The sequence below is a fragment of the Agarivorans sp. QJM3NY_29 genome (assembly GCF_050870835.2).
Classification (GTDB): domain Bacteria; phylum Pseudomonadota; class Gammaproteobacteria; order Enterobacterales; family Celerinatantimonadaceae; genus Agarivorans.
Genome location: NZ_CP194036.2, coordinates 1,946,557 through 1,971,378, shown reverse-complemented (window position 1 = coordinate 1,971,378; position 24,822 = coordinate 1,946,557). Strand labels below are relative to the sequence as shown.

Annotated in this window: 24 protein-coding genes and 1 tRNA gene; 6 read left to right on the top strand and 19 right to left on the bottom strand. The window is 44.0% G+C overall.

The features are described 5' to 3' along the window. Nucleotides 1-181: 181 nt before the first annotated feature. From flgL to ACRRS0_RS09020, 13 genes are all read right to left on the bottom strand, one after another. Nucleotides 182-1,393: a flagellar hook-associated protein FlgL gene (gene flgL, locus ACRRS0_RS09080; protein ID WP_432453525.1), complete on the bottom strand. Its 1,212-nt coding sequence runs from the start codon at nucleotides 1,391-1,393 to the stop codon at nucleotides 182-184. Between the two features lie 6 nt (nucleotides 1,394-1,399). Further along, the gene (gene flgK / locus ACRRS0_RS09075; RefSeq protein ID WP_432453526.1) at nucleotides 1,400-3,373 is read right to left on the bottom strand and encodes a flagellar hook-associated protein FlgK; all 1,974 of its coding nucleotides are present in this window, start codon (nucleotides 3,371-3,373) and stop codon (nucleotides 1,400-1,402) included. Between the two features lie 5 nt (nucleotides 3,374-3,378). Further along, entirely contained in the window at nucleotides 3,379-4,389 is a 1,011-nt protein-coding gene (flgJ, locus tag ACRRS0_RS09070; protein ID WP_432453527.1) for a flagellar assembly peptidoglycan hydrolase FlgJ, read from the bottom strand. Between the two features lie 2 nt (nucleotides 4,390-4,391). Next, complete coding sequence (locus ACRRS0_RS09065) at nucleotides 4,392-5,492, bottom strand: flagellar basal body P-ring protein FlgI (RefSeq protein ID WP_432453528.1); 1,101 nt, start codon at nucleotides 5,490-5,492, stop codon at nucleotides 4,392-4,394. Nucleotides 5,493-5,518: 26 nt separating this feature from the next. Beyond that, entirely contained in the window at nucleotides 5,519-6,193 is a 675-nt protein-coding gene (gene flgH, locus ACRRS0_RS09060) for a flagellar basal body L-ring protein FlgH (protein ID WP_432453529.1), read from the bottom strand. 26 nt (nucleotides 6,194-6,219) lie between these two features. Beyond that, a complete protein-coding gene (flgG, locus tag ACRRS0_RS09055) occupies nucleotides 6,220-7,008 on the bottom strand; it encodes a flagellar basal-body rod protein FlgG (RefSeq protein WP_432453530.1) in 789 nt (262 codons plus the stop codon). Between the two features lie 16 nt (nucleotides 7,009-7,024). After that, nucleotides 7,025-7,771: a flagellar basal-body rod protein FlgF gene (gene flgF / locus ACRRS0_RS09050; protein ID WP_432453531.1), complete on the bottom strand. Its 747-nt coding sequence runs from the start codon at nucleotides 7,769-7,771 to the stop codon at nucleotides 7,025-7,027. A 156-nt stretch (nucleotides 7,772-7,927) separates the two neighbouring features. Beyond that, nucleotides 7,928-9,265 carry a flagellar hook protein FlgE gene (gene flgE / locus ACRRS0_RS09045; RefSeq protein WP_432453532.1) on the bottom strand — a complete coding sequence of 446 codons (1,338 nt, stop codon included), beginning with the start codon at nucleotides 9,263-9,265 and terminating at the stop codon, nucleotides 7,928-7,930. A gap of 30 nt (nucleotides 9,266-9,295) precedes the next feature. After that, the gene (locus ACRRS0_RS09040; protein WP_432453533.1) at nucleotides 9,296-9,967 is read right to left on the bottom strand and encodes a flagellar hook assembly protein FlgD; all 672 of its coding nucleotides are present in this window, start codon (nucleotides 9,965-9,967) and stop codon (nucleotides 9,296-9,298) included. A gap of 10 nt (nucleotides 9,968-9,977) precedes the next feature. Beyond that, nucleotides 9,978-10,397, bottom strand: coding sequence for a flagellar basal body rod protein FlgC (flgC, locus tag ACRRS0_RS09035; protein WP_432453534.1), 420 nt, complete (start codon nucleotides 10,395-10,397; stop codon nucleotides 9,978-9,980). Then, the gene (flgB, locus tag ACRRS0_RS09030; RefSeq protein ID WP_432453535.1) at nucleotides 10,397-10,795 is read right to left on the bottom strand and encodes a flagellar basal body rod protein FlgB; all 399 of its coding nucleotides are present in this window, start codon (nucleotides 10,793-10,795) and stop codon (nucleotides 10,397-10,399) included. Before flgB ends, flgC begins: the two co-directional genes overlap by 1 nt. A 182-nt stretch (nucleotides 10,796-10,977) precedes the next feature. Next, the gene (locus ACRRS0_RS09025) at nucleotides 10,978-11,802 is read right to left on the bottom strand and encodes a CheR family methyltransferase (RefSeq protein ID WP_432453536.1); all 825 of its coding nucleotides are present in this window, start codon (nucleotides 11,800-11,802) and stop codon (nucleotides 10,978-10,980) included. Nucleotides 11,803-11,820: 18 nt separating this feature from the next. Continuing rightward, on the bottom strand, nucleotides 11,821-12,732 hold the full coding sequence (locus ACRRS0_RS09020) for a chemotaxis protein CheV (protein WP_432453537.1): 912 nt from the start codon (nucleotides 12,730-12,732) through the stop codon (nucleotides 11,821-11,823). Between the two features lie 174 nt (nucleotides 12,733-12,906). On the opposite strand from ACRRS0_RS09020, the gene flgA reads away from it, so the two are divergent. From flgA to flgN, 3 genes are all read left to right on the top strand, one after another. Beyond that, nucleotides 12,907-13,587: a flagellar basal body P-ring formation chaperone FlgA gene (gene flgA, locus ACRRS0_RS09015; protein ID WP_432453538.1), complete on the top strand. Its 681-nt coding sequence runs from the start codon at nucleotides 12,907-12,909 to the stop codon at nucleotides 13,585-13,587. 76 nt (nucleotides 13,588-13,663) lie between these two features. After that, nucleotides 13,664-13,987, top strand: coding sequence for a flagellar biosynthesis anti-sigma factor FlgM (gene flgM / locus ACRRS0_RS09010; protein WP_432453539.1), 324 nt, complete (start codon nucleotides 13,664-13,666; stop codon nucleotides 13,985-13,987). A 7-nt stretch (nucleotides 13,988-13,994) separates the two neighbouring features. Next, entirely contained in the window at nucleotides 13,995-14,414 is a 420-nt protein-coding gene (flgN, locus tag ACRRS0_RS09005) for a flagellar export chaperone FlgN (protein ID WP_432453540.1), read from the top strand. A gap of 814 nt (nucleotides 14,415-15,228) precedes the next feature. Here flgN and ACRRS0_RS09000 read toward each other — a convergent pair. The 3 genes from ACRRS0_RS09000 to ACRRS0_RS08990 are packed head-to-tail and all read right to left on the bottom strand — an operon-like array spanning nucleotide 15,229 to nucleotide 17,075. Next, nucleotides 15,229-15,975, bottom strand: a complete 747-nt coding sequence (locus ACRRS0_RS09000) for a FlgO family outer membrane protein (RefSeq protein ID WP_432453541.1) — start codon at nucleotides 15,973-15,975, stop codon at nucleotides 15,229-15,231. Between the two features lie 58 nt (nucleotides 15,976-16,033). Further along, complete coding sequence (locus ACRRS0_RS08995; RefSeq protein WP_432453542.1) at nucleotides 16,034-16,510, bottom strand: LPP20 family lipoprotein; 477 nt, start codon at nucleotides 16,508-16,510, stop codon at nucleotides 16,034-16,036. Further along, the gene (locus ACRRS0_RS08990) at nucleotides 16,491-17,075 is read right to left on the bottom strand and encodes a FlgO family outer membrane protein (RefSeq protein ID WP_432453543.1); all 585 of its coding nucleotides are present in this window, start codon (nucleotides 17,073-17,075) and stop codon (nucleotides 16,491-16,493) included. The genes ACRRS0_RS08995 and ACRRS0_RS08990 overlap by 20 nt, the downstream gene beginning before the upstream one ends. A 105-nt stretch (nucleotides 17,076-17,180) precedes the next feature. Between ACRRS0_RS08990 and ACRRS0_RS08985 the strand changes: the two genes are divergently transcribed. Next, the gene (locus ACRRS0_RS08985) at nucleotides 17,181-18,323 is read left to right on the top strand and encodes a flagellar assembly protein T N-terminal domain-containing protein (protein ID WP_432453544.1); all 1,143 of its coding nucleotides are present in this window, start codon (nucleotides 17,181-17,183) and stop codon (nucleotides 18,321-18,323) included. A gap of 358 nt (nucleotides 18,324-18,681) precedes the next feature. Next, nucleotides 18,682-18,757 (top strand) — tRNA-Arg (locus tag ACRRS0_RS08980). 187 nt (nucleotides 18,758-18,944) lie between these two features. On the opposite strand, the gene galK is transcribed toward ACRRS0_RS08980, so the two are convergent. Genes galK through galE form a run of 3 tightly spaced genes read right to left on the bottom strand, consistent with a single transcriptional unit; the run spans nucleotide 18,945 to nucleotide 22,263 of the window. After that, a complete protein-coding gene (gene galK, locus ACRRS0_RS08975) occupies nucleotides 18,945-20,114 on the bottom strand; it encodes a galactokinase (RefSeq protein ID WP_432453545.1) in 1,170 nt (389 codons plus the stop codon). After that, nucleotides 20,107-21,189, bottom strand: coding sequence for a UDP-glucose--hexose-1-phosphate uridylyltransferase (locus ACRRS0_RS08970; RefSeq protein ID WP_432453546.1), 1,083 nt, complete (start codon nucleotides 21,187-21,189; stop codon nucleotides 20,107-20,109). The genes galK and ACRRS0_RS08970 overlap by 8 nt, the downstream gene beginning before the upstream one ends. Nucleotides 21,190-21,243: 54 nt before the next feature. After that, the gene (gene galE / locus ACRRS0_RS08965; RefSeq protein ID WP_432453547.1) at nucleotides 21,244-22,263 is read right to left on the bottom strand and encodes a UDP-glucose 4-epimerase GalE; all 1,020 of its coding nucleotides are present in this window, start codon (nucleotides 22,261-22,263) and stop codon (nucleotides 21,244-21,246) included. Nucleotides 22,264-22,973: 710 nt separating this feature from the next. On the opposite strand from galE, the gene ACRRS0_RS08960 reads away from it, so the two are divergent. After that, nucleotides 22,974-24,755, top strand: a complete 1,782-nt coding sequence (locus ACRRS0_RS08960) for an AMP-dependent synthetase/ligase (protein ID WP_432453548.1) — start codon at nucleotides 22,974-22,976, stop codon at nucleotides 24,753-24,755. Nucleotides 24,756-24,822 lie beyond the last annotated feature (67 nt).

Below are 24,822 nucleotides of genomic sequence, written 5' to 3'. Positions count from 1 at the left end.
AAAAGAATTGTGGGATAGTTAAACCGCCTAAATATTAACTCCCGCTTCAGCAGAGTTCACCAATCCAATAGTCATTCTTTATTATTGGTGATTTACGAAATCCTCGCAATAAATCTCATATCGGCAGAACTCCAATATTCTTTAGCTCATTTTTCTACATGAATTTGAAATAACTTTAAATCTATAAGTAATTAAATAGTGATAGCTGGCTAATTCGACTATATGAAGAGTAAGACGTATTCAGTGCTAGTTCGGCTTTCTGAAGGTCACTGACCGCCTCAGCGAAGTCCACTTCACTCAAGCTCGCACGTGAGGATTTGTTCACTATATCCATCGATTGAGCGGCCGATTTAACCGAATCCAGGGCATTACCACGCGCACCAATGGAGCCTAGTGTTAAACCCACCTTCTCCATGGCGTTATCAATACCAACTAAAAAATCATTTTGAGCTTCAGTGAAATCAATACTTTGCACAGTGGGATCTTCCAAGGCCCGTATGAAATCACCCACCATATTAAACACATTATTTTTGTTGGGTGCAGTAAGTTCAAAACTTTCAGTCGCACCTACCGCACCTGTTACTGTTATAGCTAAGCCATTAAAATTAATTTCCTGTCCATCCACATAATTTCCAGTAACTGGCGGTACTAACGAGGCCCCACCACTATCTAATATTTCATAAGTATCAGGAACACCAGCGCTAGTTTGCACCTGAAAACTATTATTAGCAGGTGTTATTGGATCATAGTTTTGATTATAAAAAGAATCAAACGCCTTTTGATCATTGACGACAGTTGAAATGTTCACGCTAGTATCATTAGTTTTATAGCGTTCAAAAACATCATCAAAAACGTCTTTCCCTGTATCATTGTTTTGAATATAAACAGAAGAAGAAACCTTTAATTCACTTTTACCTGAATCACCTTGATAAATATATTCACTTCCATCATAAATATAAGCTTTTTTATGAGTTTGAAAACCGGAAAACACATAACTACCATCAGCATTTTGGCTATTGGCAAAATCCAACAGTTGAGCTTGAATCTGCCGTAACTCCTGAGCTAAAGAGTCTCGCTCTGCTTGACCATTAATACCATCACCGCTTTGAACCCCCAATACTCTGGCTCGTTGCATAGCCGTAGTCATACCACCTAGTACTGACTCTTCAAAGTTCAATGCATTTTCAAGCAAGGTCCCATTCTTTAAATGCTGTTCAGTCAGAGTGATTTCGGTGCTCAAAAACATTGACTTACTCATATCTGAAGGGCCATCTGCAGAAGTCAGCAACTTTTTATTGGTGATTAAATGCTCATTCATTTTATCAACTTGTTGCTGAGAATTAAGCACGCCATTCAAAGAATTTTGATACAAGTTCATACTTGATACACGCATAATAAATTACCTCAATGAACTTAATAGTGTTTGAAAGGTTTCCTGGGCTGTACTGATGACACGTGCCGATGCAGCATAAGCTTGCTGAAAGCGGATCAAGTTAGATGCTTCTTCATCAAGGTTCACCCCCGAGATAGAGTTATGCCGCTGGGTACTCTGCTCCAACAAAGATGTAGCAGCTGACGCCGACACTCGAGCCTCACTGGTTTTACCACCAATAAAACTCACCAGGCTAGCATAGGCATCATTCATGGTCATTTTATTGTCACCAGTACTGGCTAAGCTTTTTCTAACCAAATCCATTTGCTGTAAATCAACTAAGCGTAAGGCATTATAATTGTCGTTGAAACCATCGGTGTTATAGTCAAAATTGAACACATCACCTTCTTGCACATCACCATCAATATTAATGTCATAACCCGGCGTTAAAGGCGGAACGGCATTAGCAAAAAGTTGCTGACCAGCGGTTGCCGCTGCGGCGGTTGCCAACAAAGTGCCGGCATCGTCATAAATTTCATAGTCACCCGCAGCATTCACCACCACTTGATGCGGCCCTGCAACATCGTAGCCCCCCGGAGCGGTGAAAGCAGACGTTGTAGGGTCAGTATCATAAATCGAATTGATACTAATTGAAGCATTGCCGCGGTTCGCCAAATCACGCTCAACCCGCACAGGCGCGGCTAGCGCCAACTTCTCAGGTTGACTCATACTCACCGTCATTTGTGCGGCCACATCACGCGTCGGCTGAATTAAATGCTTATCACCTGCCGCAAAGGGCCCCGAAGAAAAATCCCACTCCATCCCGTCAAGCTCGAAGGCCGTTGGCGGAATAGACCCCGTAACCACTGCCCCCACCATACTATCACCATCATAACGTTGTACTTCAAAAGTGCTTGCCGAGAGAAAACTTATCCGATAATCGTAAGGCGTAACCTCGCTGCCTTTTCCTGAGATAAAAGAACCAGAGATTGAACCCGAGGCAGTATTTGTTGAAAATTCCTTTCCGGCAAAAGTGGGTAAGGTAAATATATCTGTTCCAATATCACCGTTTAGGTCCATACCCAATTTATTTTGGGCATTAAAAGCATCAGCCATCGAAATAGATAACTGACCAAGCTGGTTACGGCTCACATCCAACGTTGTTTTCCGGTACTCCATCAAGCCGCCAATCGTACTACCGATTTCTTCGCGGCCTATTATTCGACTCGAACCAGCAAGAGAAATAGTCATCTCTTTTTGGGTACTATCGGGGTCACCGTCAACCATGCTCAATGTGGTATAATCATCTTGCAACACCAAAGCCTGACCAGTGCGCATAAATACCAACGTTGAACCGTCATCTTGCACAATCGTATTAATATCAATCAATTCGGCTAAATCATTAATCGCTTGATCTCGTTTATCAGATAATACCGCTACATCACCATCTAACGGGTTTCCGCCAGATGCTACAATTTCTTTATTGATGTCGGCAATGTTCACAATCAAAGCATTCGATTCATTGGCTTTTTCGACCAAATCTTGACTAATATTTTTTTCTTGAAGCTGGTATTGCTCATTTAATGTTCGATAGCGTTCGGTGAGTGCGTCAAATTGAGCTAAGGCTAGTTCTCGGGTTGATAACGCAGTCGGATTATCGGTGGTCGCATGCAACTGAGTAAACATATCATCAAATTTCGAACTAAGAGATAAGGCATCATCACTCACAATGGCATCAATTTGACTCACCGAATCTAAATAGGCATTGCGGTTTGCCAAGGTTGAGGTATCGCGGAACATTTGTGCCTGAGCAAAACCATTGAGTACCCGAGAAGTATTTCCATCTCTCACGCCTCCCAAGGTATCGGCGGTAAAAAAAGTTCGCTGTAGGCTATAGCCTGGGGTATTCACATTGGCAATATTACTACCGGTGGTCATCAGCAAACGCTGATGGGCAGCAAGCCCAGACGAACCAATGGTGAGTAAGTCATTCATTGCCATGCTATCTACTCCCCTTCAACCAAGGTGTTACGATAATCATCAAAATGCTGACCATCCAAAATTTGACTAATTTTACTCGCATATTGAGGGTCGGTCGCATAACCGGCGGCTTGTAACTCACGCGCATACTGCTTAGCATCCATACCATTGGCTAAGGCTTGCTGATAACGAGGGCCATCGATAAAAGATAAATAATCTTTCACACTGGCTTCATAGGAATCATAAGCACGAAACGCAGCGCGCTCTTGTCTAGCTTGCCCATCCCTAAACTCCAAAGTGTTTACCATTGCCTTATCTCCCTGCCAGCGCCTATCTGCTTTAATTCCAAATAGGTTATAGCTACTTGTTCCATCATGATTGGTGATCACTTTTTTACCCCAGCCAGATTCTAAAGCCGCCTGTGCAACAATCGCCATTGGCTCCACCCCTTTATCCACAGCCAGTTTTTTAGCAAGCGGCAATAGGGTTTCAATAAATTCTTTCGGCGTGGCAAATGTTTGCCGTTCCGATGACTCCGAACCCGTTTGACTCGAGTCTATATCCAGATTAGCGTGAGTTTTCTCTAAAGTTTCACTACTTGCTGCCGTTACATGAGTCGATATAGCAATATCCTTGCCAAGTGCTGAAGGCTGCTCAAGCGAGCGAGTCGTTAAATCAATCTCCTGGCCCCCTCGTAATACCGAGGCAGGCGTAATATTTGCGGCCGAGGGGTTAAGTTGCGCAACGATAAGATCCGCTAAACCTAGAGCGCCAGAAGACGATAATTCCAAGGCCATTTGGCTATCATGCATGTCTCGGTAGGTTTGGGTATGTCGATTATTCAGTGGTGAATCGCTTTCAAACGCGGCATTACTTTTACGCATCTGTTTTAACAGCATCTGCATAAACAATGCTTCAAACTGGTTTGCAACCTGTTTTAAGGCCTTGTTCGGATCCTTCTGAGCTGCACTTCTGAGCTCATCCAAACTGGCCAAGTCATTGTAGTTTGCACTTTGTTTGACTGCGTCCATTGCCATGATTAAATCACCAATAACTCGCCTTGAATGGCACCAGCTTGCTTCAGCGCCTCCAGAATGGAGACCAAATCACCAGGCGCAACCCCCACCCGATTAACCGCTCGAACCAAATCATCTAATGATGCACCGGTGTCAAAGTTAAACATCCGAGAATCTTCTTGAGTCACCTCAATGTTACTCGCTGTCGTTTCTACCGTTTCGCCATCAGACAATGCATTTGGCTGCGAAATAACCGGGGTCTCAGATATTTTCACCGTCAGCCCACCATGAGTGATGGCAGCCGGTAATAAGCGCACATCTTTACCAATTACAATGGTACCAGTACGTGAATTGACAATAATTTTGGCTGACTCTGATGCGGGTTCAAAAGTAAGATTTTCTAAAGTTGATAAATAGGCGACTCGTTGCCCAGGATCTCGAGGCGCGAAAACCTGTACCGAAGATGCATCCATCGGTGTCGCCGTATTAGGCCCAACCAAACTATTAATGGTATCGGCAAGACGTTTCGCGCTAGTAAAATCAGAACGTTTCAGATTAAAAGTGATGGTATCACCACTCATAAATGGCGAAGGCACTGCTCGTTCAACAATCGCACCATTGGGAATACGCCCAACCGTTGGAGTATTAGAGATCACCTTGGAGCCATCCGCACCTTCAGCGCCAAAACCACCAACAATAAGACTGCCTTGAGCCAAGGCATACACTTCACCATCGGCCCCCTTTAAAAAAGTCTGAATCAATGCGCCGCCACGTAAGCTCTTCGCTTCACCAATCGCAGATACCGTGATATCAATGGTCTGCCCCGGTTTCACAAAAGCGGGAAGCTCTGCATATACAGCAACTGGCGCGACATTTTTAATTTTTAAATTTGTGCCCGCAGGCAATACAATGCCAAAGTTGCGTAACATCGTCGCAAATGATTGCTTAGCAAATTCACTATTCTTTTCACCAGTGCCAGGTAAACCAACCACCAAGCCATAGCCCGTGAGTTGGTTGGCTCGCACACCTGCGACATCGGCGACATCTTTTAGTCGCGCAGCACTCACGGTGTTTGCCAACAAACACAAAGCGATACTGAACATCATAATGCTGCGTTTAAACATGGGACGACTCCTCGAGCTAACGACGCTTAAAACGGCCATACAGGACTATTAAAGAACTTAGACAACCAACCTTGTTCGGTCGTATTGGCAAAATCACCAGTACCACCATATTGAATTCTCGCATTGGCAATACGTAATGAAGGAATGGTATTGTCTGGTGACACATCATCGGAACGAATAATCCCGGTTAAGCGAATATATTCATTGCCATTATTAAGCATCAGCCACTTCTCACCACTAATGAGCATGTTGCCATTGGCCAATACTTTGACCACATTCACTGAGATATTACCCGCTAAACTGTTGCTCTGAGCGGCATCTGCTTCCCCAGTAAAGGCACTATTTTGAGTTAAGCCAAGCTCAATTGGGTTGCCACCAATGGTTGCCACCCCGCCCGGTACGGTAATTGGATTGAGATTGAAATTTTTATCTTTGGCTAAATCATTACTAGCCGACTTACTTGCTTGAGTTCGTTCTGCAAGGTTAACCACAATAATATCACCAACGCGATGGGCTTTTTTGTCTGCATATAGGTTATTTGCAACAGCTTCAGCGAATAACGAACCAGTCACGCGCGCTTCTATTGCAACTTCTTCTGGATAAACAGGTGCATAAGTCGGGTCATCGGGAACCACGGCATGATTGACGCTTGCACATCCCACCATCGTTATACTCATCAACGCTACGACTAATCTATACATCAGTCATCCCTCTCTCTGATCTGTGTTTACAATTGTTGAGTTGCAAAACTTAACATTTGATCGACGGTAGATATAACCTTTGAGTTCATCTCATAAACACGCTGTGCTTCAATCAAATTCACCAACTCTTCGGTAACATTAACATTGGATGTTTCTAAGGCTCCTTGGCGAATAGAACCAAGGCCATTTTCGGAAGCAATCCCATTTTGCGGTGCACCACTGGCACCAGTTTCTAAATATAAGTTCTGACCTTGAGGCTCTAAGCCCGAAGGATTCACAAAGTCACTCAGGGTAATTTGGCCAATTACCTGACTATCGGTTTGACCGGGCAAGCGAACACTCACTTCACCATCTTCACCCACCGTAAAACTTTGTGCATCGGCTGGTACTTGGATTTCGGGTTGCAGCGGATAACCAGATCCCGGAGTCACTATCGTGCCTTCGTCATTCAAACTAAATTGACCATTACGAGTGTAAGCAGTCGTGCCATCAGGCATTAATACTTCGAAAAAGCCACGACCGTCGATCATCATGTCAAAGGAATTGTCCGTGGTTTGCACATTACCTTGATCATGATTCTTTTGGGTGGCAATCACCTTTGCGCCAGCGCCAATCATTAGACCGGAAGGCATTTTGGTGTTTTGTGAAGAACGCCCGCCAGGCTGATTCACAGTTTGATAAAGTAAATCTTCAAACACCGCTCGGCTTTTTTTATAACCAATAGTACTGGCGTTAGCGAGGTTATTAGAAATAACCGATACATTGGTTTGCTGGGCATCTAAGCCAGTTTTACTGATCCATAATGCGGGATGCATAGTACACTCCTTATTGCTAGCTTAAGCGCAACAAACTGTTAGTCGCTTTTTCGTTTTCTTCAGCAGTTTTCATCATTTTTATTTGCATTTCGAATTGGCGTTGCATGCTAATCATATGAGTCATCTCTTGGACTGGATTTACATTACTGCCTTCTAATGCACCTTTAGTCAGTTCAACCGTAGCGTCTGGTTGGTATACAGCACCTGTGGTACTTCTAAATAAACCATCACCGCCTTTGCTTAAATCTCCAGCAAAAGGCTTACTCAATTTGATTCGGTTAACTTCTTCCAGGGCATCACCTGGCGCACCTTCAGGTCGTATTTCGATGGTGCCATCTTCGCTAATTTCAAGCTTTTCAACAGGTAAAGGGATAATAATCGGTGCATTTTGATTACCTAACACCGGCTGACCTTGCATGGTTTGTAGAACCCCTGCTGCCGAGATCGTAAAGTTGCCATTTCTAGACAATGCTTCTTGACCATCTTTATCTTGAACCGAAATCCAACCTTCTCCCTGAATCGCAACATCTAAATCACGACCCGTGGTTTTTAACATACCGTTGGCAAAATTTTGACTAGGGGTCTCAGTCATGGCAAATACTCGCGACGGTAAACCAGGGCCAAATGCCTGCATCGCTCGTGCGTTTTCTAGATCGGCTTTAAAGCCAGTCGTGTTCGCATTCGCTAGATTATTGCCTCGCACCGCGAGCGACTGCATATTTTGTTTTGCGCCGGTCATCGATATATAAAGTAATTGGTCCATCTTATTCCCTTCGTCAAATAGCTGACTCATGAGAAATAGAGCAATTATGGTGCCAAACAATAAAAACTTATAACAAAGCCAATAAAAAACCATATAAATCAAGTAAATAAAAAGGCAGCGAAGGCTGCCTTTTTATTATTATGTCATCCGATATGATTATCGAATTTGAATAATAGTTTGCTGTAGAGTTGAATTCACTTCCAGTGCTCGAGAGTTCGCTTGGAAGTTTCGTTGCGCACTAATTAAGTTAACTAACTGTTCAGTGAGGTTCACGTTGGCTTGTTCTAAGGAAGCCGAGTTAATTTTACCAAAAGTGCCAGAGTTACCTTCACCTGCAATCGCTTCACCACTTAATTGTGTTTGTTGCCAGGATGTATCACCGATTTGTGATAAGCCCTGATTGTTCGCAAACTTAGCCACTGAAACTTTAGCAATATTCGAAGTTTGACCATTACTATAAGACGCAACCACTAAACCGTCAGGCCCAATATCAATCCCAGTTAATTTACCAACTGTCGATCCATCCTGCGAAAGACTAGACACTTCGAAAGCTGCGTTATACTGAGTCGGTCCGTTCAAATTAAAGATAAGCGTTTGCGTAGAATCTACCGAACCCGTCGCCGCATCCCAAACCCCACCAGGGCCATTTGGTGGCGCAGTTCCTAAAGCGACCGTTTCAATAACCGCAGGCACTGTTGATGCTAAGGCCCCCGTACTATCAAATGTTAAAGTAGCCGAAGCCGGAATCGTCGCGTTGGTATTACCCGCGTTTGGCACATGAGCAGTGCCTCCACTCACGTCGGTCGGTTCACCATCAACATAGATCAACTTATGCCAAGTATTTGCCACAGAGGAATCTTTTACAAAGAAGGTTTCCGCAACATGAGACCCACCCTGAGAATCGTACACAGTCACCGAAGTTGCTGAGGTATAAGTATTACTATCAGAAGGATCGAAGTCACCAATATCATGAGTCGTGCCACTAGAGGGCAAGTTAAAGCTCATATTGACTTCACTGGTTTGGGTCGGTGTACCAACTTCAGCGCTGATCTGAATGGCGTTTGTCGCCGCCATACTCACTGCCGAAGGAGTACCACTGTTATTAACCGTATATCCCTGTAAATACTGGCCTTGCGAATTCACAATAAAGTTATCCGCATTTAATTTGAAGGCACCAGCACGCGTAAATTCGCGAGTCTGGGTAGTCAAATCAGCAGCCGTAACAAAAAAACCTTCTCCACTAATCGCTAAATCCAAAGCATTCTGGGTAAAGTTCAAACTTCCCTGGTGGAACTGCTGTGCAACATCCACCGTTTTGGTTCCGTTACCCACTGCAGTACGAGCATTTGAGAAAATCGATGTTGCATACACATCGGCAAACTCTGCCCGCGACTCTTTAAAACCAACGGTATTGACGTTCGCAATGTTATTCGCGGTTACGTCAAGATCCTTTTGCGAGGCATTGATGCCGCTCAACGCGATATTAAATGACATCTCTCAATCTCCTATCGTTTATATACTTTACTAGGCTTTGGCAACTTCAAGGACATCGCTCATCGCGATACCACCCAAACCTTCTAAATTGACGACTACGCCAGATGTACCACCAGCCAAACTTACACTACTTACATTCGCGAAAGTTGCGGTGGGTAAACTGATCTCTTTACCGCCCTGAACGCCATTTACTTTGACGTTATATTTTCCATCTGGCATTTGATTCCCGTTGGAATCAGTACCGTCCCAAGAGAAGTTCATATTGCCACTCCCCTCACCTAAATCGATAACTGTAACGACTTCTCCAGCTTCATTTTCAATCGTCACTTTAACATTGGTCGTTGCAGCGCCTGTCACCGCTACCCCTTCAAAACCACTGCCCGTATTGTGGGCATAGTCCAAGGGTACCAATACTTTTTGCCCCACTAGCGTTGAGGCTTGCAAAGCTGCAGACGAATTCATAATCGAGTTCATCGTGTCAAATTTGGTTCCCAGCTCGGCGATACCTTCAGAAGTCTGGAAGGAAGCCATTTGCGCGATCATTTCAGCGTTATCAACTGGCTTACTCGGATCTTGATATTGCAACTGGGTGGTCAATAGCGCGAAAAAGTCTTCCTGCCCTAATGACTGATTATTATTACTTTCCGGAACAATCGACTCAGGTTGCCAACGGTTACCTTGTAGTGGATCAATAGTAGACACGACCTACTCCTTAACTTTTACCCAGATTGAGAGTGCTATTTAGCATTTGCTTCGCAGCTTCAGTGACCTGCACATTCGCTTGATAGGAGCGCGAGGCACTCATCATATCGGCCATTTCTTCAATCACATTAACATTTGGTTTAAAGATATAACCATCTTCATTCGCCATGGGATGTTCTGGGTAATACTCTTTACGCAAAGGGGCATCCGACTCGACAATACCAGCAACTTTAACTTTTGCCGACTCGCCTTGAGCGTTACCCGCACGTTCTAACTCTGCAGCAAACACTGGCTTTCGAGCACGATAGGTTTGGTCAATACTAGAGCTGATGCTGTCAGCATTCGCCAAATTACTGGCGGTAGTATTCAATCTCACCGACTGGGCCTTCATCGCTGAAGCCGAGATATCAAACACGTTGAAGAAACTCATTATTGACCTCCTTTAATCGCATTACGTAAACCAGAAAATTTACTAGACAAAAAGCCGATACCAGCTTGGTATTCCAGACCATTTTGCATAAAATCTGCTTTTTCTTGCTGTATATCGACGGTGTTACCATCGCCCGTGTCGGGCTGGTTAGGGATGCGAAAACCTAATTCTGAAAATTGGCTGCTACCACCGCCCATATGACGATCATTGGTAAGCTGCATGCCACTGTGCTGTCCAGCCTTCGCGGCTGCAAAAGCCTTATTAAAGTCAATATCCTGTGCTTTATAATTAGGTGTATCGGCATTAGCGATATTACTCGCGAGAACCTCAGACCGCCGAGCTCTTACCCCAACCGTATACTGATGAACACCTAATGCTTTATCGAAAGTTATTGCCATACACACCTCTTCGCACAATTACAAATGGAAAAATGCAAAAGCTGTGCCAGTGTTTTTTTGACGTTGGGAATACAGAGTAAATAGGAAAGTAAAGCCTGAGTAAGGCGAAGCACTGAATACTTAAGGACCTTTAGCGGCAAAAAGCGGCAAGAGTTGCCTATTCTGCCGCTCTATCGTTGAAACTATTTCAGTTGATATACAATGCCGGGATTACATCGCAACATATTAAATCGATCGGTTAAACCAGTAATTGACTCGGAAGCGCCCAGCATCAAATAGCCATTAGGATTTAAAGCCTGAGCAAATTGATTCAAAATCTTAGATTTTACTTCAGCGTTAAAATAGATAAGCACATTTCGACAGAAAATAATGTCAAACTTACCCATTAATGAATAACTATCGAGTAAATTTAGGGGGCGAAAATTGACATTTTTTCTAACTTTGTCATTCACTCGAAAACGACCGTCACCGCTGGCTTCAAAAAATTGACGTTTACGTTCAGGCGATAAACCACGCGCTAAAGCTAAAGAATCGTATTCTCCACGCTTACAATGTTCCAGCATTGACGGCGAAATATCGGTCCCAACCACCTGAACACCCATCGATAAAGCACCTGGCTTTCTCGCTTGATACTCAAGAGCGGTCATCATGATTGAATAAGGTTCTTGTCCCGATGAACTAGCCGCCGACCAAATTTTAACTGGTCGAGTGAGTTTTTGGAATTCAGGAAAAAGCTTATCTCCCAATAACTGAAAAGGATAAGTATCACGAAACCATAAGGTTTCGTTGGTTGTCATCGCATCGACCACCGAAGCACGGAGATCTCGCTCGCGTAAACTCATCGCTTTTTGAACCAACTCGGTTAAACTTGCGATAGAGTACTGAGCCATTAGCGGAGACAGACGACTTTTCACTAAATACTGTTTGTTATCGCCTAATACAATTCCACATTGCTTCTCTAAAAAGCCACAGAACTGTTTATATACATCGTCAGTGATTGTTCTCACAAATGCGTCCACACTCTTCTATAACGATTGACGAACAGCCGCAGCCAACTCGTCAGGATTAAATTTAGCAACGAAGGCATTAGCACCAACTTTATTTACCATCGCCTGATTGAATACTCCACTGAGCGAAGTATGTAAGATTATATGTAAATTCTTTAAGTCTGGATGAGAGCGCACTTCAGCTGTCAGCGTGTAACCATCCATCTCTGGCATTTCGATATCAGAAATAACTAACGCTATTTGATCAGTAATCGGCCCATCTTTTGCCATATTCACCAATAATTCATAAGCTTCACGCCCATCTTGGCAAAGAAGTGCCTCAACCCCCAAAGATGTCACCGCTTTTTTCACCTGATTACGCGCCACCGATGAATCGTCAACCACTAATACTTTTTTATCATTTTTAACATTTTCGGTTGCTTCATCCACGATCGTCTGGCTAACCGTGGTGCTTACCGGAGAAATTTCGTCCAAGATTTTTTCGACATCCAAAATAGAAACTAACTCTTTTTCTACTTCGGTAACCGCGGTCAGATAGTTAAATTTACCAGCTCCTTTTGGTGGTGGCAGAATATCTTCCCAATTCATATTGACAATTCTTTCAACTGAGCCCACTAAAAAGCCTTGGACCGAACGGTTATACTCAGAAATAATAATAAAACACTTAGAAAGATCTTCGATAGGTCGGCCGCCAGTCGCTGAACTTAAGTCGATAACGGAAATGGTTTGACCTCGAATATGTGCCACACCGCGGATCACAGGATTAAGCTTAGGTAATGCCGTTAGCGGAGGACATTGTAATACCTCTTTGACTTTAAAAACATTAATACCGTAGCGCTGAGAACCATTTAACCTAAACAACAACAATTCTAGGCGATTTTGCCCAACCAACTGAGTCCGTTGGTTTACCGAATCTAAAATACCCGCCATACGTTTGTCACTCCTTAGACCTAGAAAAGGGCATTAACTTTGCTTACCCCTGTATACTAATACTTAATCTTACTTAATAGCCGTTTTTTTGACGCTGTTTAACCTAGTGCCAACTTGTTAAGCATAGACAAAAAAGCCAATTGTTACTTTGCTTTAATCGGTATCATATAAGAAATGCTAAAAAAATTTATCACCGCGTTACTATTAATTTTCTTTAGTCTTATAGCTCACACTAGCGAGTTACACCAGCAGCTGGAACAATCAGCTATCAATTTTGTCGACTCTCACATCACTCACCAGCCCGATCAAAAAATTGAGTTAACCGCTAATCAATTGGATGAACGCATCGCTATACCTAACTGCCCTAGTGGCTTTAGCTACAGCTTAGCAAACGGTGAGATAAGGCGTAATACTAGTGTTCTCGTCAGTTGCACAGACGAAACCAATTGGCGATTATACATCCCTGTCAGAAAACAAGTATTATTATTGGTTGTGATTGCCAACGGTCCTCTTCAACAAGGAGCCGTACTGACTAAACAACACTTAAGTCTATCTTATTTACCGGAAAATCGCTTACGCGGAAACTACTTTACCGAACTTAACTCGCTATTAGGTGCTAAGCTTAAACGGAGTTTAAGAAAAGACCAAATAATAAATGGGCGCGATATTTGCTTAATATGTAAAGGAGATGCTGTGATAATTTCTGCCGGTGCAGGCGGTTTAAGTGTTAGCACTCAGGGAACGGCTTTATCTAGTGGTAGTATCGGTGATACCATAAAAGTAAGAAACAATAAGTCACAACGCCTAGTCACTGGTCGGATAAAGGCCTTAGGTTTAGTTGAGATAAAACTTTAAATTTTTTCTCAAGTTTTGACATTGAAAGCCGATAGCTATATTGAATACGAAAATTGATTAACTGTGGGGCGCCATTATGGCTTTAAACATTAATAACTTAGGTGGAAGCCGTCCAAGTCAGCTTGACTCTAACCGAGTCACCGACAAAGGGACGAAAGAAAGCACTGAACAACGTTCAACTGCTAGCTCTGCTGCAGCCCAGGATTCAGTTATGCTTACCAACGAAGCACAACAACTCAACCGTATTCAGCAGAATTTGCTTAACGATTCTGACAGCAGAAGTTCTAAGTTAGAATCAATCAAGCAAGCTGTGACCGATGGTACTTATCAAATTGATGCCAATAAGGTAGCCCAAAAAATGGGTGACTTTGAAAGTGAGTTTAATAAAGCTTTTGGATAATTAGCCAATGATCGTAGCCCTACTGAATACTCAAGAGCAGCAACTTAATTTGCTGCTTTCTCTTTTGGAACAAGAAAAGCACGCCTTAGCTGGTGATGATACAATTGCCTTATACGCAATCGCGTCTCAAAAAGAACAAGCTTTAACTGCAATCACTCAAGCTGATCATGATTTAGAATCGTCGGAACAAACTCAACAATTAATTGACGTTCCTGAGTTAGCCGAGCAAGTTGAGCGGATCCAACAATTACTCAAGCAGTGCCAAGAGTTAAACACTATTAATGGCGAAATTATTCAAGCAAGCAACGAAAAAGTTCGCCAACTGAGCGCGGTGATTGACCAGCTACAAAACCAAAATGCCACAACTTACGATAAATTAGGCAAAAAACATAGCTCACAGCGTATGGGAAAAGGCTTTAAAGCCTAGCTGTAATTACTCGAACGACCATGTAATTAGACCCCTTACTCCCATAAGCTCCCCTAAATTAAACCGCTAGCTTAGCTTCATTGACTTCAAATCCCACAAATATACTCCGCCAATAGTAAAATGTACCAGAGGTTTTACGGCAAACAAATATCATCTGCCATTCCCTCTAATCCATAAGACCTAATTGTTCTACGATATATTATCTCTTCACCATGAGAGCTCCATTCGCTGAATAAAATAGGAGATATCATCAAGTGTTACCGCCGATGTAAAAATGACCCACTAACGCCGACTGAAAATCGATCCACCTGAGGCACAATGTTCGTACGTTTAAATGATGAAGCGGCGGACTATGATTAATCAGCTTCACTACTTCAGATGCACTGCGAGCTTTGTCAGCGATAAACCAAAGTGTTCCGACAGCATCGATATAGTCCTTTATCCATTAATAGTTATGCCCCTTGATAACCATCAATGGTAAGCCACCATTGGTAGCAACTTAAGCGCTAGATTTTAATGCCGTTAAAAATAGGAGTATGACCATGATTATTGATTATTGATTATTCAAATCAAAAGCTGTCAGACGAACAGAACAGAGGGCAAATATATCGAAAGTCACCGCAAAAAGTATCACCCAGTAAAATGTAACATTCGCTCTATGAAGAGAGCTTCACTGACTGAATTTCATATTTCAGGCTTAGTTAAAACACTTTTTATATTGGACAAAAATCAATCGAGAAAGATAGGCAGACTTTAAAAACAAAAAACCGCACTGCAAGGTGCGGTTTTCCATGAATGTAATAGACGAGAAACGCTACCCCCGCTCCCCCATTGGAGCCATCGGTTTACTCGCAGCTTGTTTACGCGCTTCGATGATCATCACACCATCGCGCTTCACTGGAGTTGGCACTTTACTTTGGTAAACTTCATTGGGGATCCATTCTTGCGCCGATGCAACCACCACTTTAGATTGAGCACCAACAATTCTCGCGTTCACTAAGATCCCATCGTTAGACTTACTAAAAGTGCCCACTAACAGGTATTCTATTGGTAAACGTTTAGCTAACTCTTTCACATTTCGGCTGTAAACAAAATCACCTTCAGGCGTAATACGAATAAAGCCAGTGGTTTTATAGTCAATCACAGAAAAGCCACTTTGCTGCATCTCATACACAAAACTTTCGGCAATTTGCATACCAAACAGGTCGGTGGTACGTAGGTTATCAAGAGGCACAAATGAGGCAACCCCGATTGGTGTGTCTGCGTTTACAAATTGAGAGCTAGAAACCAAACGCTGTGACATCATATTGACATAATCGGTCAATGTTTTTTTAGCATCAGGGTCACTCTTCATAGTCTCTGGCGGATTTGCTAAGCGGCTCGGTGCACTGCTTAAAAACAGTTGGCCATCTTCATCCACCAGTCCCTCTAGATAACGCGCATTTTTAGCCGGACTTACGTTATTCGAAGGATCCACCACCATCACTTTCTGCATCGAAGAGCTATTGGAGCACCCCAACAACATCGAGGTGGTCATGGCAACCAGTATAATACCTTTCATGTCACGTCCTTAATCGTCCATTACGCTTAAGATATCGGCATGAAAGCGAAATTCTTTACTAAAATTGTATGGTTTTTTGACTCTCTAGGTGCCGAGTTGGAGCCATTGACATAGTAACCCGATATACCTCCCTAAAATCAAGTTGTAATTCGGTCACATACACATCATCAACAGCATAGGCATTAATCACCTTCGCACCTCGAATTACCCCAGCCACCGAAGCCGCTAAACGTTCATTGCCTAACACCAAATCACTCACAGTAGCGGTACTATCAATGTGTTGCCCATAAACTTGCTCGGATAATTCACGGTAAGCATCCAGCTTAGAGGCTTTCATCGCCCGTAATTGCTTGGTTGATTTATCGGCTCCCCTTTGTTGGCTAATTGGCGCATAACCAACCGCATTCACTACTGTAAAATCGCCAGGAGGCTGATAAGTCCATTCAACCTGCTTGACCTGAGTCGTCGGAGTACAAGATAGCAATAACAATAGTGCTAAGCTAAAAGACCATATTTTAAAGTACAGTTTGTTCATGGCGTTGTAAGCTCCCATTCATGCTTGTGACTCGAGGAGAGCTTGCTCCTGCGCTATTTGGAATAAATTGATAAGCGGCCGACACCACCTGTTGACTGGCTAAATTAACTAGCCGCAAATTCACATGCCGGCCAGAGGTTGTTCGTTGAAAACTACCAACCACCACATAGCTTATTTGCATTTGTTCGCGTAAAAGTTCTGCATCGCGCGATAAAGAAAATTCACCGTAGCCGGGGTCCATCTGTAAACGTCCGGTGAGTCTTGCCTCAACCGTATGGATCCCCTCTCGGGATAAAGCGGCAAACATTGCCTCTGCAATTTGCCGCCCAAATCCATCACTGGATTGCAAGTTGTCCAAATCAACCACTGAACTAATCGCGACCGTATCTGTAGCACTCAACTCTAAATCATCGGTTAACTGCTTAGAAAGATTATCGACATGTGCGTACAATACTGCATCTTGTTGTTCCCTTGGTTCAACATAAGGATAATTAGTAATATGGTGTAAGCTGGTATTGCATCCTTGTAACGCAAGCACCGCCAGTAGTAAAGTCGTATAACGCATAGTAATCTCCTCCGACTAAACACTATTAAGCAATAACCATTCCAGTCAAAAAAATAACGCTTTTTTTAGGTACAGTTATTGCTTGTTAGTGACGAGGAGGGCCTTATGAAACTATTAATTTTAATGATCGCGATGCTAGTTAGCATTCCCAGTCAAGCAGTGTGGTACGAGGCAAAAGGTCACGCGACCATCATCAGCCAAGATGTTGAGCAGGCACGCAGCAATGCCACCCAAGAAGCGGTCAAACAGCTACTTCTGTATTCTGGCGCCTCGGTAACCAGTATTAGTCAGGTGACCGAAGGCAGACTCACCCTTGATCAATTGGAAGTTGTCTCGAAAGGCTCGTTGCATAACTTAAAAGTATTAGATGAAGGCCGTCGGGGACAGCAGTACTTTGTGGTTTTACAGGCCGATGTTTTCCCAGCAACAGGCCAATGTAAAGCCAGTGGCTTTAGTAAAAACCTGTTGTTACTCCCTCCTTACTTAAAACAACAGAATCAAGTACGAGTAGGACAAATTCACGAAATATCACCCGCCGTGGAGCAACGGACCTATGATATTGCCCGCCAGTTAGGGAGTCAGTTTAATATTAAGCACCCTCCCAAATTACCATTAAACTACCATCAACCGGGAGTGCATGACTTTATTGCGATTAAAGATATTGCTCATCGTTATGGTGCCCAATACCTTTTAGGGATCGAGCTGGAAAATATTTCGCTAGATCAAGACTACGCTCCCAAACACTTTAACTTTAGTTACCCCCAACGCTATTTCATTATTAATGTGCGAGTCTATAACGCCATCGACCTAGAAGAGATTTACAACAAACGTTTTTCGGTGAATGCCCCTTGGGAATTTGACGCACGTGAAATTGTCTCACCTCACTCGGCTAAATTTTGGCGCTCAGCCTATGGGCAAACGGTGAATGATACCCTGCAAACGGTGATTTCGGAGGTGGATGCCTTACTCGCCTGCCAGCCTTTACAGGGGAGTATCGTGAAGGTTCTCGGACCGGACCGCTGGCAAATTAACCTAGGTCATGCCAATCAACTAAATCCGGGGATGTTATTAAGTCTGATCCATCAAAATTATCATTGGGGACAATGGGACATTCCCAGACAAGAACAACATATTGCCGATAGCATGGTACGCATTGAGCAGATTTACCAACAAAGTGCCATTGTGGTCGCCGTCGATCCAACCATGACTGCCAACATCCAACTTGGCGATTTGGTGAGTAAACAATAAAAGTTAGCGCTGTTTGTCTTTGATGATTGCCATACCAATCGTTTAAGATCCATTGAACAGAGGCTAAGCCACGAACGATGAAAAAATGACTTAACTAAATGTTCGACCCGCTCCGAAGGAGCCAAAGATCCCGGTCCTTTTTCCTTGAAAGAAAGCTTGAGCGTACTTGGCTTATAAAACCAAGTGACATACTTGTAGTTCATCTTATGCTAATGCTCTGGGAAACGTAAAATCCCTAGCTTTTAACTTGGCGACGAAGTAATCAAACAGTTAGCCGAAGCTTTTCATACGTTTAAAGCTGGGTATAATGAACGCCGCAACACCAAGTACTGTAATATAGGGTTTGCAGAACCATCCCGTCCCCTTAGTTCAGTTGGATAGAACAAGGACCTCCTAAGTCTTAGACGTGAGTTCGAATCTCGCAGGGGACGCCATTTCGTTTTACTTTCCTCAAGATCTTCGGCGCAAACTAAAATTTTGCCGAGACTCGTAGATGTATAACAACTTAGAAAATCAAAAACCTCGAACGACGTCGAGGTTTATGTTGAAAAACACCAAGTAAATGATAACAACGGCTCATCGCTAACCCCGCGCCAAATAGAGCAGTCAACGAATGAACAGCTATGACACGATAGTTCCCGCGCCCGTCATCGCTTTACACACGTAAATAGTTTCTTTTAAACCAGTTTGAGCCTGATAATATTGCTCGACCGCTTGGCATACACCATCGACCAAAGACGGTGGCATAAGAGCAACAACGCAACCACCAAAGCCACCACCAGTCATCCTTACTCCGCCTTGCGCGCCAATTTGTTGCTTCACAATATCCACCAGCGCGTCCACCTCAGGCACGGTAATTTCAAAATCATCACGCATCGAGGCATGTGATTGCTCCATTAACACACTCAGCTTAGCCATATCATTGGCTTTTAGGGCCTCGGCTGCGGCCAAAGTACGGGTATTTTCAGTAATGACGTGTCTAGCTCGTTTGGCTACTATCGGCTCAAGCGTCGCTGCTTTCTCGTTAAATAAGGTTTCGCTCACATCCCGTAAAGCGCTTACCCCCAAACCGCGTGCCGCTGCTTCACACTGCTCGCGGCGAGTATTGTATTCACTGTCAACCAGGCCGCGTTTTTTATTGGAGTTAATAATCACCACCGCCATTTCTTCGGGCATGGCGACTGCGGTAGTCTCTAAAGAGCGGCAATCAATTAATAATGCATGATTGGCCTGTCCCTCTGCCGAAATCAGCTGATCCATAATGCCGCAATTACAACCGACGAAGTTATTCTCCGCGGCCTGACCAATTAAAGCGATTTCTTGCTGAGTAATAGCTAAATCAAATAGAGTCTTAAAGGTTTGTCCAATAACCACTTCTAAAGCAGCCGATGAACTTAAACCCGCGCCTTGTGGGACATTGCCACTCACGGCAATATCGGCACCACCCAATTGATAGCCTTTATTTAATAGACAGCTAATCACGCCTCTAACATAGTTCACCCACATACAGTTTTGGTCAAACTGCAACGGCTGAGTAATATCAAACTCATTAATTTGATTATTATAATCTACCGATATCACTCGTACCATGCTATCACTACGCGGTGCTGCCGCGACGACGGCTTGATAATCAATGGCACAGGGCAATACAAAACCATCGTTATAATCGGTATGCTCACCAATTAGATTCACTCGCCCTGGCGCCTGAATAAAATAACTCGCAGAGGCCCCGGTCATTTCCATAAAAGCCGCGGAGACTTTGTCAATCAATCGTTGAGTGCGATTAGTCATGGTTAACCCCTTGTGGTTGATCTTGTTGTTTATAATGCACGTCACTTAGATCTCGTAAACGAGCGGCGGCTTGTTCCGCAGTCAAATCTCGTTGGCTTTCCGCCAACATTTCATAACCCACCATAAACTTGCGAACACTGGCAGAACGCAGCAAAGGTGGATAGAACAAAGCATGCAACTGCCAATGTTCTGTTGAGGTATCCCCGTCTTTAAAGAAAGGGGCGTAGTGCCAGCCCATCGAATATGGGAAGGAACACTGAAACAAATTGTCATAACGGCTGGTCAATTTTTTAATGGCAAGAGCCAAATCATCACGCTGTTCGTTCGACAACTCACTCATCCGGCGAATATGAGTTTTGGGTAACAACATGGTTTCAAATGGCCAAGCCGCCCAGTAAGGTACCAACGCTAACCAATGTTCAGTCTCAACCACGGTGCGGATCCCTTTGGCTTGCTCCTGAGTCACATAATCCAAGAGTAAATTGCGACCATGCTGCTGATAGTAGGCTCGCAAATGTTGGTCTTTGCGCTCAATTTCATTGGGTAAAAAACTGTTCGCCCAAATTTGCCCATGCGGATGTGGTTGAGAACAACCCATGGTTTCGCCTTTATTTTCGAAGGCTTGTACCCATAAATAGTCCTTACCCAGCGCTTCAATCTGCTCACTCCATGTATCGATAACGCTACGGATCGCGCTCACTGGCAACTCAGGTAAGGTTTTACTATGATCTGGCGAGAAACAAATCACTCGACTTAAACCCCGTGCTTGCTGACTCACAAACAAAGGGTTGTCTGATTTTGGAACATCAGGAGAATCGGTCATCAAAGCAGCGAAATCGTTACTAAAAACATAAGTGCCTTGGTAGTCTGGATTTTTGTCCCCAGAGATACGCGTATTAGTAGGGCACAAGAAGCAACCCGCATCATAACTGGCCAGTGCTTCCTTTGAGGGCGTTTCATCTTGACCGCTCCATGGGCGCTTAGCCCGATGCGGCGAAACTAAAATCCACTGGCCACTTAAGGGGTTATACCGACGATGCGGATGTTCAGTTGGGTCAAATACCTGATCTAACATAATTGTTCTCTACTCCGTTAAAGGCGTCGATCTAGACGCACTCTAAATAAATGTTTATTGCTCATAACCATTAGGATTCTTCGATTGCCAGTGCCATGTGTCAGCACTCATCTGCTCAATACTTCGACTAGCTTTCCAGCCCAATAACTGTGCCGCCTTATCGGTCGCGGCCCAACATTCACTAATATCACCGCCGCGACGAGGGCAAATTTGATAGGGAATTGGATGTCCACAGGCTTCCTCAAAGGCTTTCACCATTTCCAAGACCGAACTTCCCTTTCCTGTGCCCAAATTGAAGATATGCAAGCCGGCCGTTTGAGCCACCGCCTTTAAGGTCGCGATGTGCCCATCGGCTAAGTCCATGACATGAATGTAATCGCGCACCCCAGTACCATCGGCGGTGAGGTAATCATCGCCAAATATAGACAAACTTTCCCGGCGTCCTACCGCCACTTGAGCAATAAATGGCATTAAATTATTAGGGATCCCCTGAGGGTCTTCCCCGATTAAACCACTCGGATGAGCACCAACTGGATTAAAGTAACGTAGCAAGGCAATACTCAAATCAGGCGCGGCTTGCTGAATATCTCGCAAGCATTCTTCCACCATGTATTTACTTCGACCATAGGGATTTGTTACCGCGCCGGTCGTAAAACTTTCATCAATAGGCATATTTTCAGGTTCGCCATAAACTGTCGCAGAAGAGCTAAAAATCAGGCTTTTTACACCTGACTGGCGCATCACATCCGCTAAAACTAACGAGCCATAAACATTGTTATCATAGTATTCAAACGGTTTTAGCACCGACTCTCCCACCGCCTTTAGTCCCGCAAAATGGATCACGGACTCAATTTGATGTTCACTGAAAATTTGGTCTAATAAGCGACGATCGCGTACATCACCTTCGTAAAACATCGGTTTATGACCACTAAGACGGGCAATCCGTAGGAGTACTTCTGGCTTACTATTCGCTAGGTTGTCCAAGATGATCGGCGTAAAGCCAGCCTCTATCATCTGCACGCAAGTATGACTGCCAATGTAGCCCATACCGCCAGTCACCAAGATCTTTTTCATCACATACTCCATTTACAATGCGCTGCAGCTGAAGGTAGATCGACTCAACTTGAGTAGAATACATAACTCAGCTTACCAATTGCGTTATTGAAACATGAAAGGGTAAACGTTTCCACTCCATTCATTCAAGAGTTGAGATCTCGGTCATCCTTTCCTAAAAGTTGGAGATAATAATTAAAGATGGCGAAACATTTTTGCTACAACAAAGGGCATGTAATGATGAAGTTGTTACAAATGAGTATTAAAGCGAGAACTATAGAGCTAGCTCATCAGGCATATTTAACACAACTAACTCTCTGCCACGCCCAATCCCAAAGCAAAACAAACAAGCCCAGCAATGTTAACGTTTACCTTAAGTGCCTCATCTGTTGAAGAATCGTGAAACAAACTCACTCAACATATGCAGAGCATAGACTCAAAACAGTGATGGCATGTATTCACTAGTCAAAAGACTGGGAGCAGGCTCAGTTTCGAAAAATTCGATTGAACAACTCTGTAAATTTAGCCCGTGAATGGATGGCACTCGGAATAAGCCTCATCGCTCAAGCCCCCAAGCTCAACTAAAATAGCGAAGCTTTTATGCTGCTATTTCACTAAATGAAACATTATTCCAAAATAACTTTAGCTTACACTTGTTCGCCGAACTAAATCTCACTAAAATGCAGCCACATTTGGGCAGTTTGCCTTCATCGATTTACAGGTAAGAACACATGCAACACATCGTTACCTTGCTCAGCCAGCAAGCGCAATTACAAGCGCAACAAGTCGCGCTCAAGATCTGGCGGGACCAAGCTTGGCAATGTTTTTCATGGAAAGATTTTTCTCAGCAATGGACTCAAATTGCCAAAGGTTTAATTCACTTAGGTCACCAGCAGGGTGAACGGGTGGCGATTATGTCGCCCAACATGCCAGAATGGACCATTGCGGATGTCGGTATTTTGGCGGCTGGCGGCTGCGTGGTACCCATCTACCCCACCAATACCCTAGAACAAAGCCAATACATCTTAGCTGATGCCAATTGTAAGATCTTGTTTGTAGGGCAAGCCGAACAAGTTGAATCTGGTGTGGAGTTACTTGCAGCTGGACACATCGAAACCGTAATTTGTTTTGAAGACAGCGAATATACGGAACAGCCCAACATTCTTAGCTGGCAACAGCTACTAAGCCTAGCCAACAGCGCCGATCAACAACAGTTTAACGCTCGCCAAAAAAACCTTCGAACAGATGATTTGGCAACGCTGATCTACACCTCTGGCACAACAGGCGATCCCAAAGGCGTGATGCTCGATCATGCGAATTTTTCCGCAGCCTTTGCCATGCATCAACAACGGATCAAAGTCACAAGCAACGATACCTCATTAAGTTTTTTACCGCTTAGTCATGTTTTTGAACGCGCCTGGACCTATTACGTTCTATCTCAAGGTGCAACCAACGTCTATTTGGAAGACCCTTCACAGGTACAACAAGCCTTACCAAGAACCCAACCCACACTGATGTGCAGCGTACCGCGTTTATACGAAAAAATTCACGCAGCTATTTTGCAAAAAGTCGCGACGACATCCAAACCACGCCAAACCCTGTTCTATTGGGCGATGTCGGTGGCCCAAAGCCGCCTGCAGGCCAAGCAAAACCAAACTAAGCAGTCGCCTTGGTTAAGGCTTCGCTACCAAATCGCCGACCAATTAGTATTAAGCAAAATTCGCGGCTTCTTTGGACCCGCGCGGATCCTCCCCTGCTCGGGTGCGCGTTTGGCCGATGACATCAATCGGTTCTTTCAAAGCATAGAAGTTCCCATTGTTTATGGATATGGTATGACCGAATCCACCGCAACCATCGCCTGTTACACTGAAGGACATCAAAAGCTGGGCTCGATTGGCCAAGCACTCGAAGGCTTACAAGTTAAAATTTCCCAGCAAGGAGAAATTTTACTCAAAGGCCCTACCGTCATGCGCGGCTACTTTAATAAACCAGAAGCAACCGCCGAAACGATTGTTGGGGGTTGGTTGCATACTGGCGATGCGGGAACCATCGATACGCAAGGTAATCTGGTATTGACCGAGCGAATCAAAGAATTAATGAAGACCTCGGGTGGTAAGTATATAGCACCGCAACGAGTAGAAGGCGCACTGATCCGCGAACCCTTATTTGAGCAAGTGGCAATTATTGCCGATGCACGACATTTTGTCTCGGCGCTAATCGTCCCCGCGTTTGAAGCCTTGGAGTTACACGCCAAACAGCTCGGGATAAAATGGCAACATCGTAGCGAGTTATTAGAACATGCTGAAATCAAAGCCCTCATATCCAGCAAACTCAAGCAGGTACAAACCAACCTCGCTCGCTTTGAGCAAGTTAAACAATTTACCCTGTTACCTCGAGAATTCTGTATGAAGCAAGGTGAATTAACCCCTACCCTCAAACTACGCCGTGCCGTGATCGAGAATCGCTTTGCCGAACAAATTAATGCCATGTATGCAGAGCGGGCTCCCGCATAAATATACAAGCGATAAAAAAGACGCGAATGGCGTCTTTTTTATCAGTCGATTCATTTGTGAAGAATGA

Excerpts from the sequence above, each read along its gene's own strand:
- flgL (WP_432453525.1), bottom strand. The coding sequence starts at position 1,393 with ATGCGTGTATCAAGTATGAACTTGTATCAAAATTCTTTGAATGGCGTG.
- flgK (WP_432453526.1), bottom strand. The coding sequence starts at position 3,373 with ATGGCAATGAATGACTTACTCACCATTGGTTCGTCTGGGCTTGCTGCC.
- flgJ (WP_432453527.1), bottom strand. The coding sequence starts at position 4,389 with ATGGCAATGGACGCAGTCAAACAAAGTGCAAACTACAATGACTTGGCC.
- ACRRS0_RS09065 (WP_432453528.1), bottom strand. The coding sequence starts at position 5,492 with ATGTTTAAACGCAGCATTATGATGTTCAGTATCGCTTTGTGTTTGTTG.
- flgH (WP_432453529.1), bottom strand. The coding sequence starts at position 6,193 with ATGTATAGATTAGTCGTAGCGTTGATGAGTATAACGATGGTGGGATGT.
- flgG (WP_432453530.1), bottom strand. The coding sequence starts at position 7,008 with ATGCATCCCGCATTATGGATCAGTAAAACTGGCTTAGATGCCCAGCAA.
- flgF (WP_432453531.1), bottom strand. The coding sequence starts at position 7,771 with ATGGACCAATTACTTTATATATCGATGACCGGCGCAAAACAAAATATG.
- flgE (WP_432453532.1), bottom strand. The coding sequence starts at position 9,265 with ATGTCATTTAATATCGCGTTGAGCGGCATCAATGCCTCGCAAAAGGAT.
- flgC (WP_432453534.1), bottom strand. The coding sequence starts at position 10,397 with ATGAGTTTCTTCAACGTGTTTGATATCTCGGCTTCAGCGATGAAGGCC.
- flgB (WP_432453535.1), bottom strand. The coding sequence starts at position 10,795 with ATGGCAATAACTTTCGATAAAGCATTAGGTGTTCATCAGTATACGGTT.
- ACRRS0_RS09020 (WP_432453537.1), bottom strand. The coding sequence starts at position 12,732 with ATGGCGGGTATTTTAGATTCGGTAAACCAACGGACTCAGTTGGTTGGG.
- flgA (WP_432453538.1), top strand. The coding sequence starts at position 12,907 with ATGCTAAAAAAATTTATCACCGCGTTACTATTAATTTTCTTTAGTCTT.
- flgM (WP_432453539.1), top strand. The coding sequence starts at position 13,664 with ATGGCTTTAAACATTAATAACTTAGGTGGAAGCCGTCCAAGTCAGCTT.
- flgN (WP_432453540.1), top strand. The coding sequence starts at position 13,995 with ATGATCGTAGCCCTACTGAATACTCAAGAGCAGCAACTTAATTTGCTG.
- ACRRS0_RS09000 (WP_432453541.1), bottom strand. The coding sequence starts at position 15,975 with ATGAAAGGTATTATACTGGTTGCCATGACCACCTCGATGTTGTTGGGG.
- ACRRS0_RS08995 (WP_432453542.1), bottom strand. The coding sequence starts at position 16,510 with ATGAACAAACTGTACTTTAAAATATGGTCTTTTAGCTTAGCACTATTG.
- ACRRS0_RS08990 (WP_432453543.1), bottom strand. The coding sequence starts at position 17,075 with ATGCGTTATACGACTTTACTACTGGCGGTGCTTGCGTTACAAGGATGC.
- ACRRS0_RS08985 (WP_432453544.1), top strand. The coding sequence starts at position 17,181 with ATGAAACTATTAATTTTAATGATCGCGATGCTAGTTAGCATTCCCAGT.
- galK (WP_432453545.1), bottom strand. The coding sequence starts at position 20,114 with ATGACTAATCGCACTCAACGATTGATTGACAAAGTCTCCGCGGCTTTT.
- ACRRS0_RS08970 (WP_432453546.1), bottom strand. The coding sequence starts at position 21,189 with ATGTTAGATCAGGTATTTGACCCAACTGAACATCCGCATCGTCGGTAT.
- galE (WP_432453547.1), bottom strand. The coding sequence starts at position 22,263 with ATGAAAAAGATCTTGGTGACTGGCGGTATGGGCTACATTGGCAGTCAT.
- ACRRS0_RS08960 (WP_432453548.1), top strand. The coding sequence starts at position 22,974 with ATGCAACACATCGTTACCTTGCTCAGCCAGCAAGCGCAATTACAAGCG.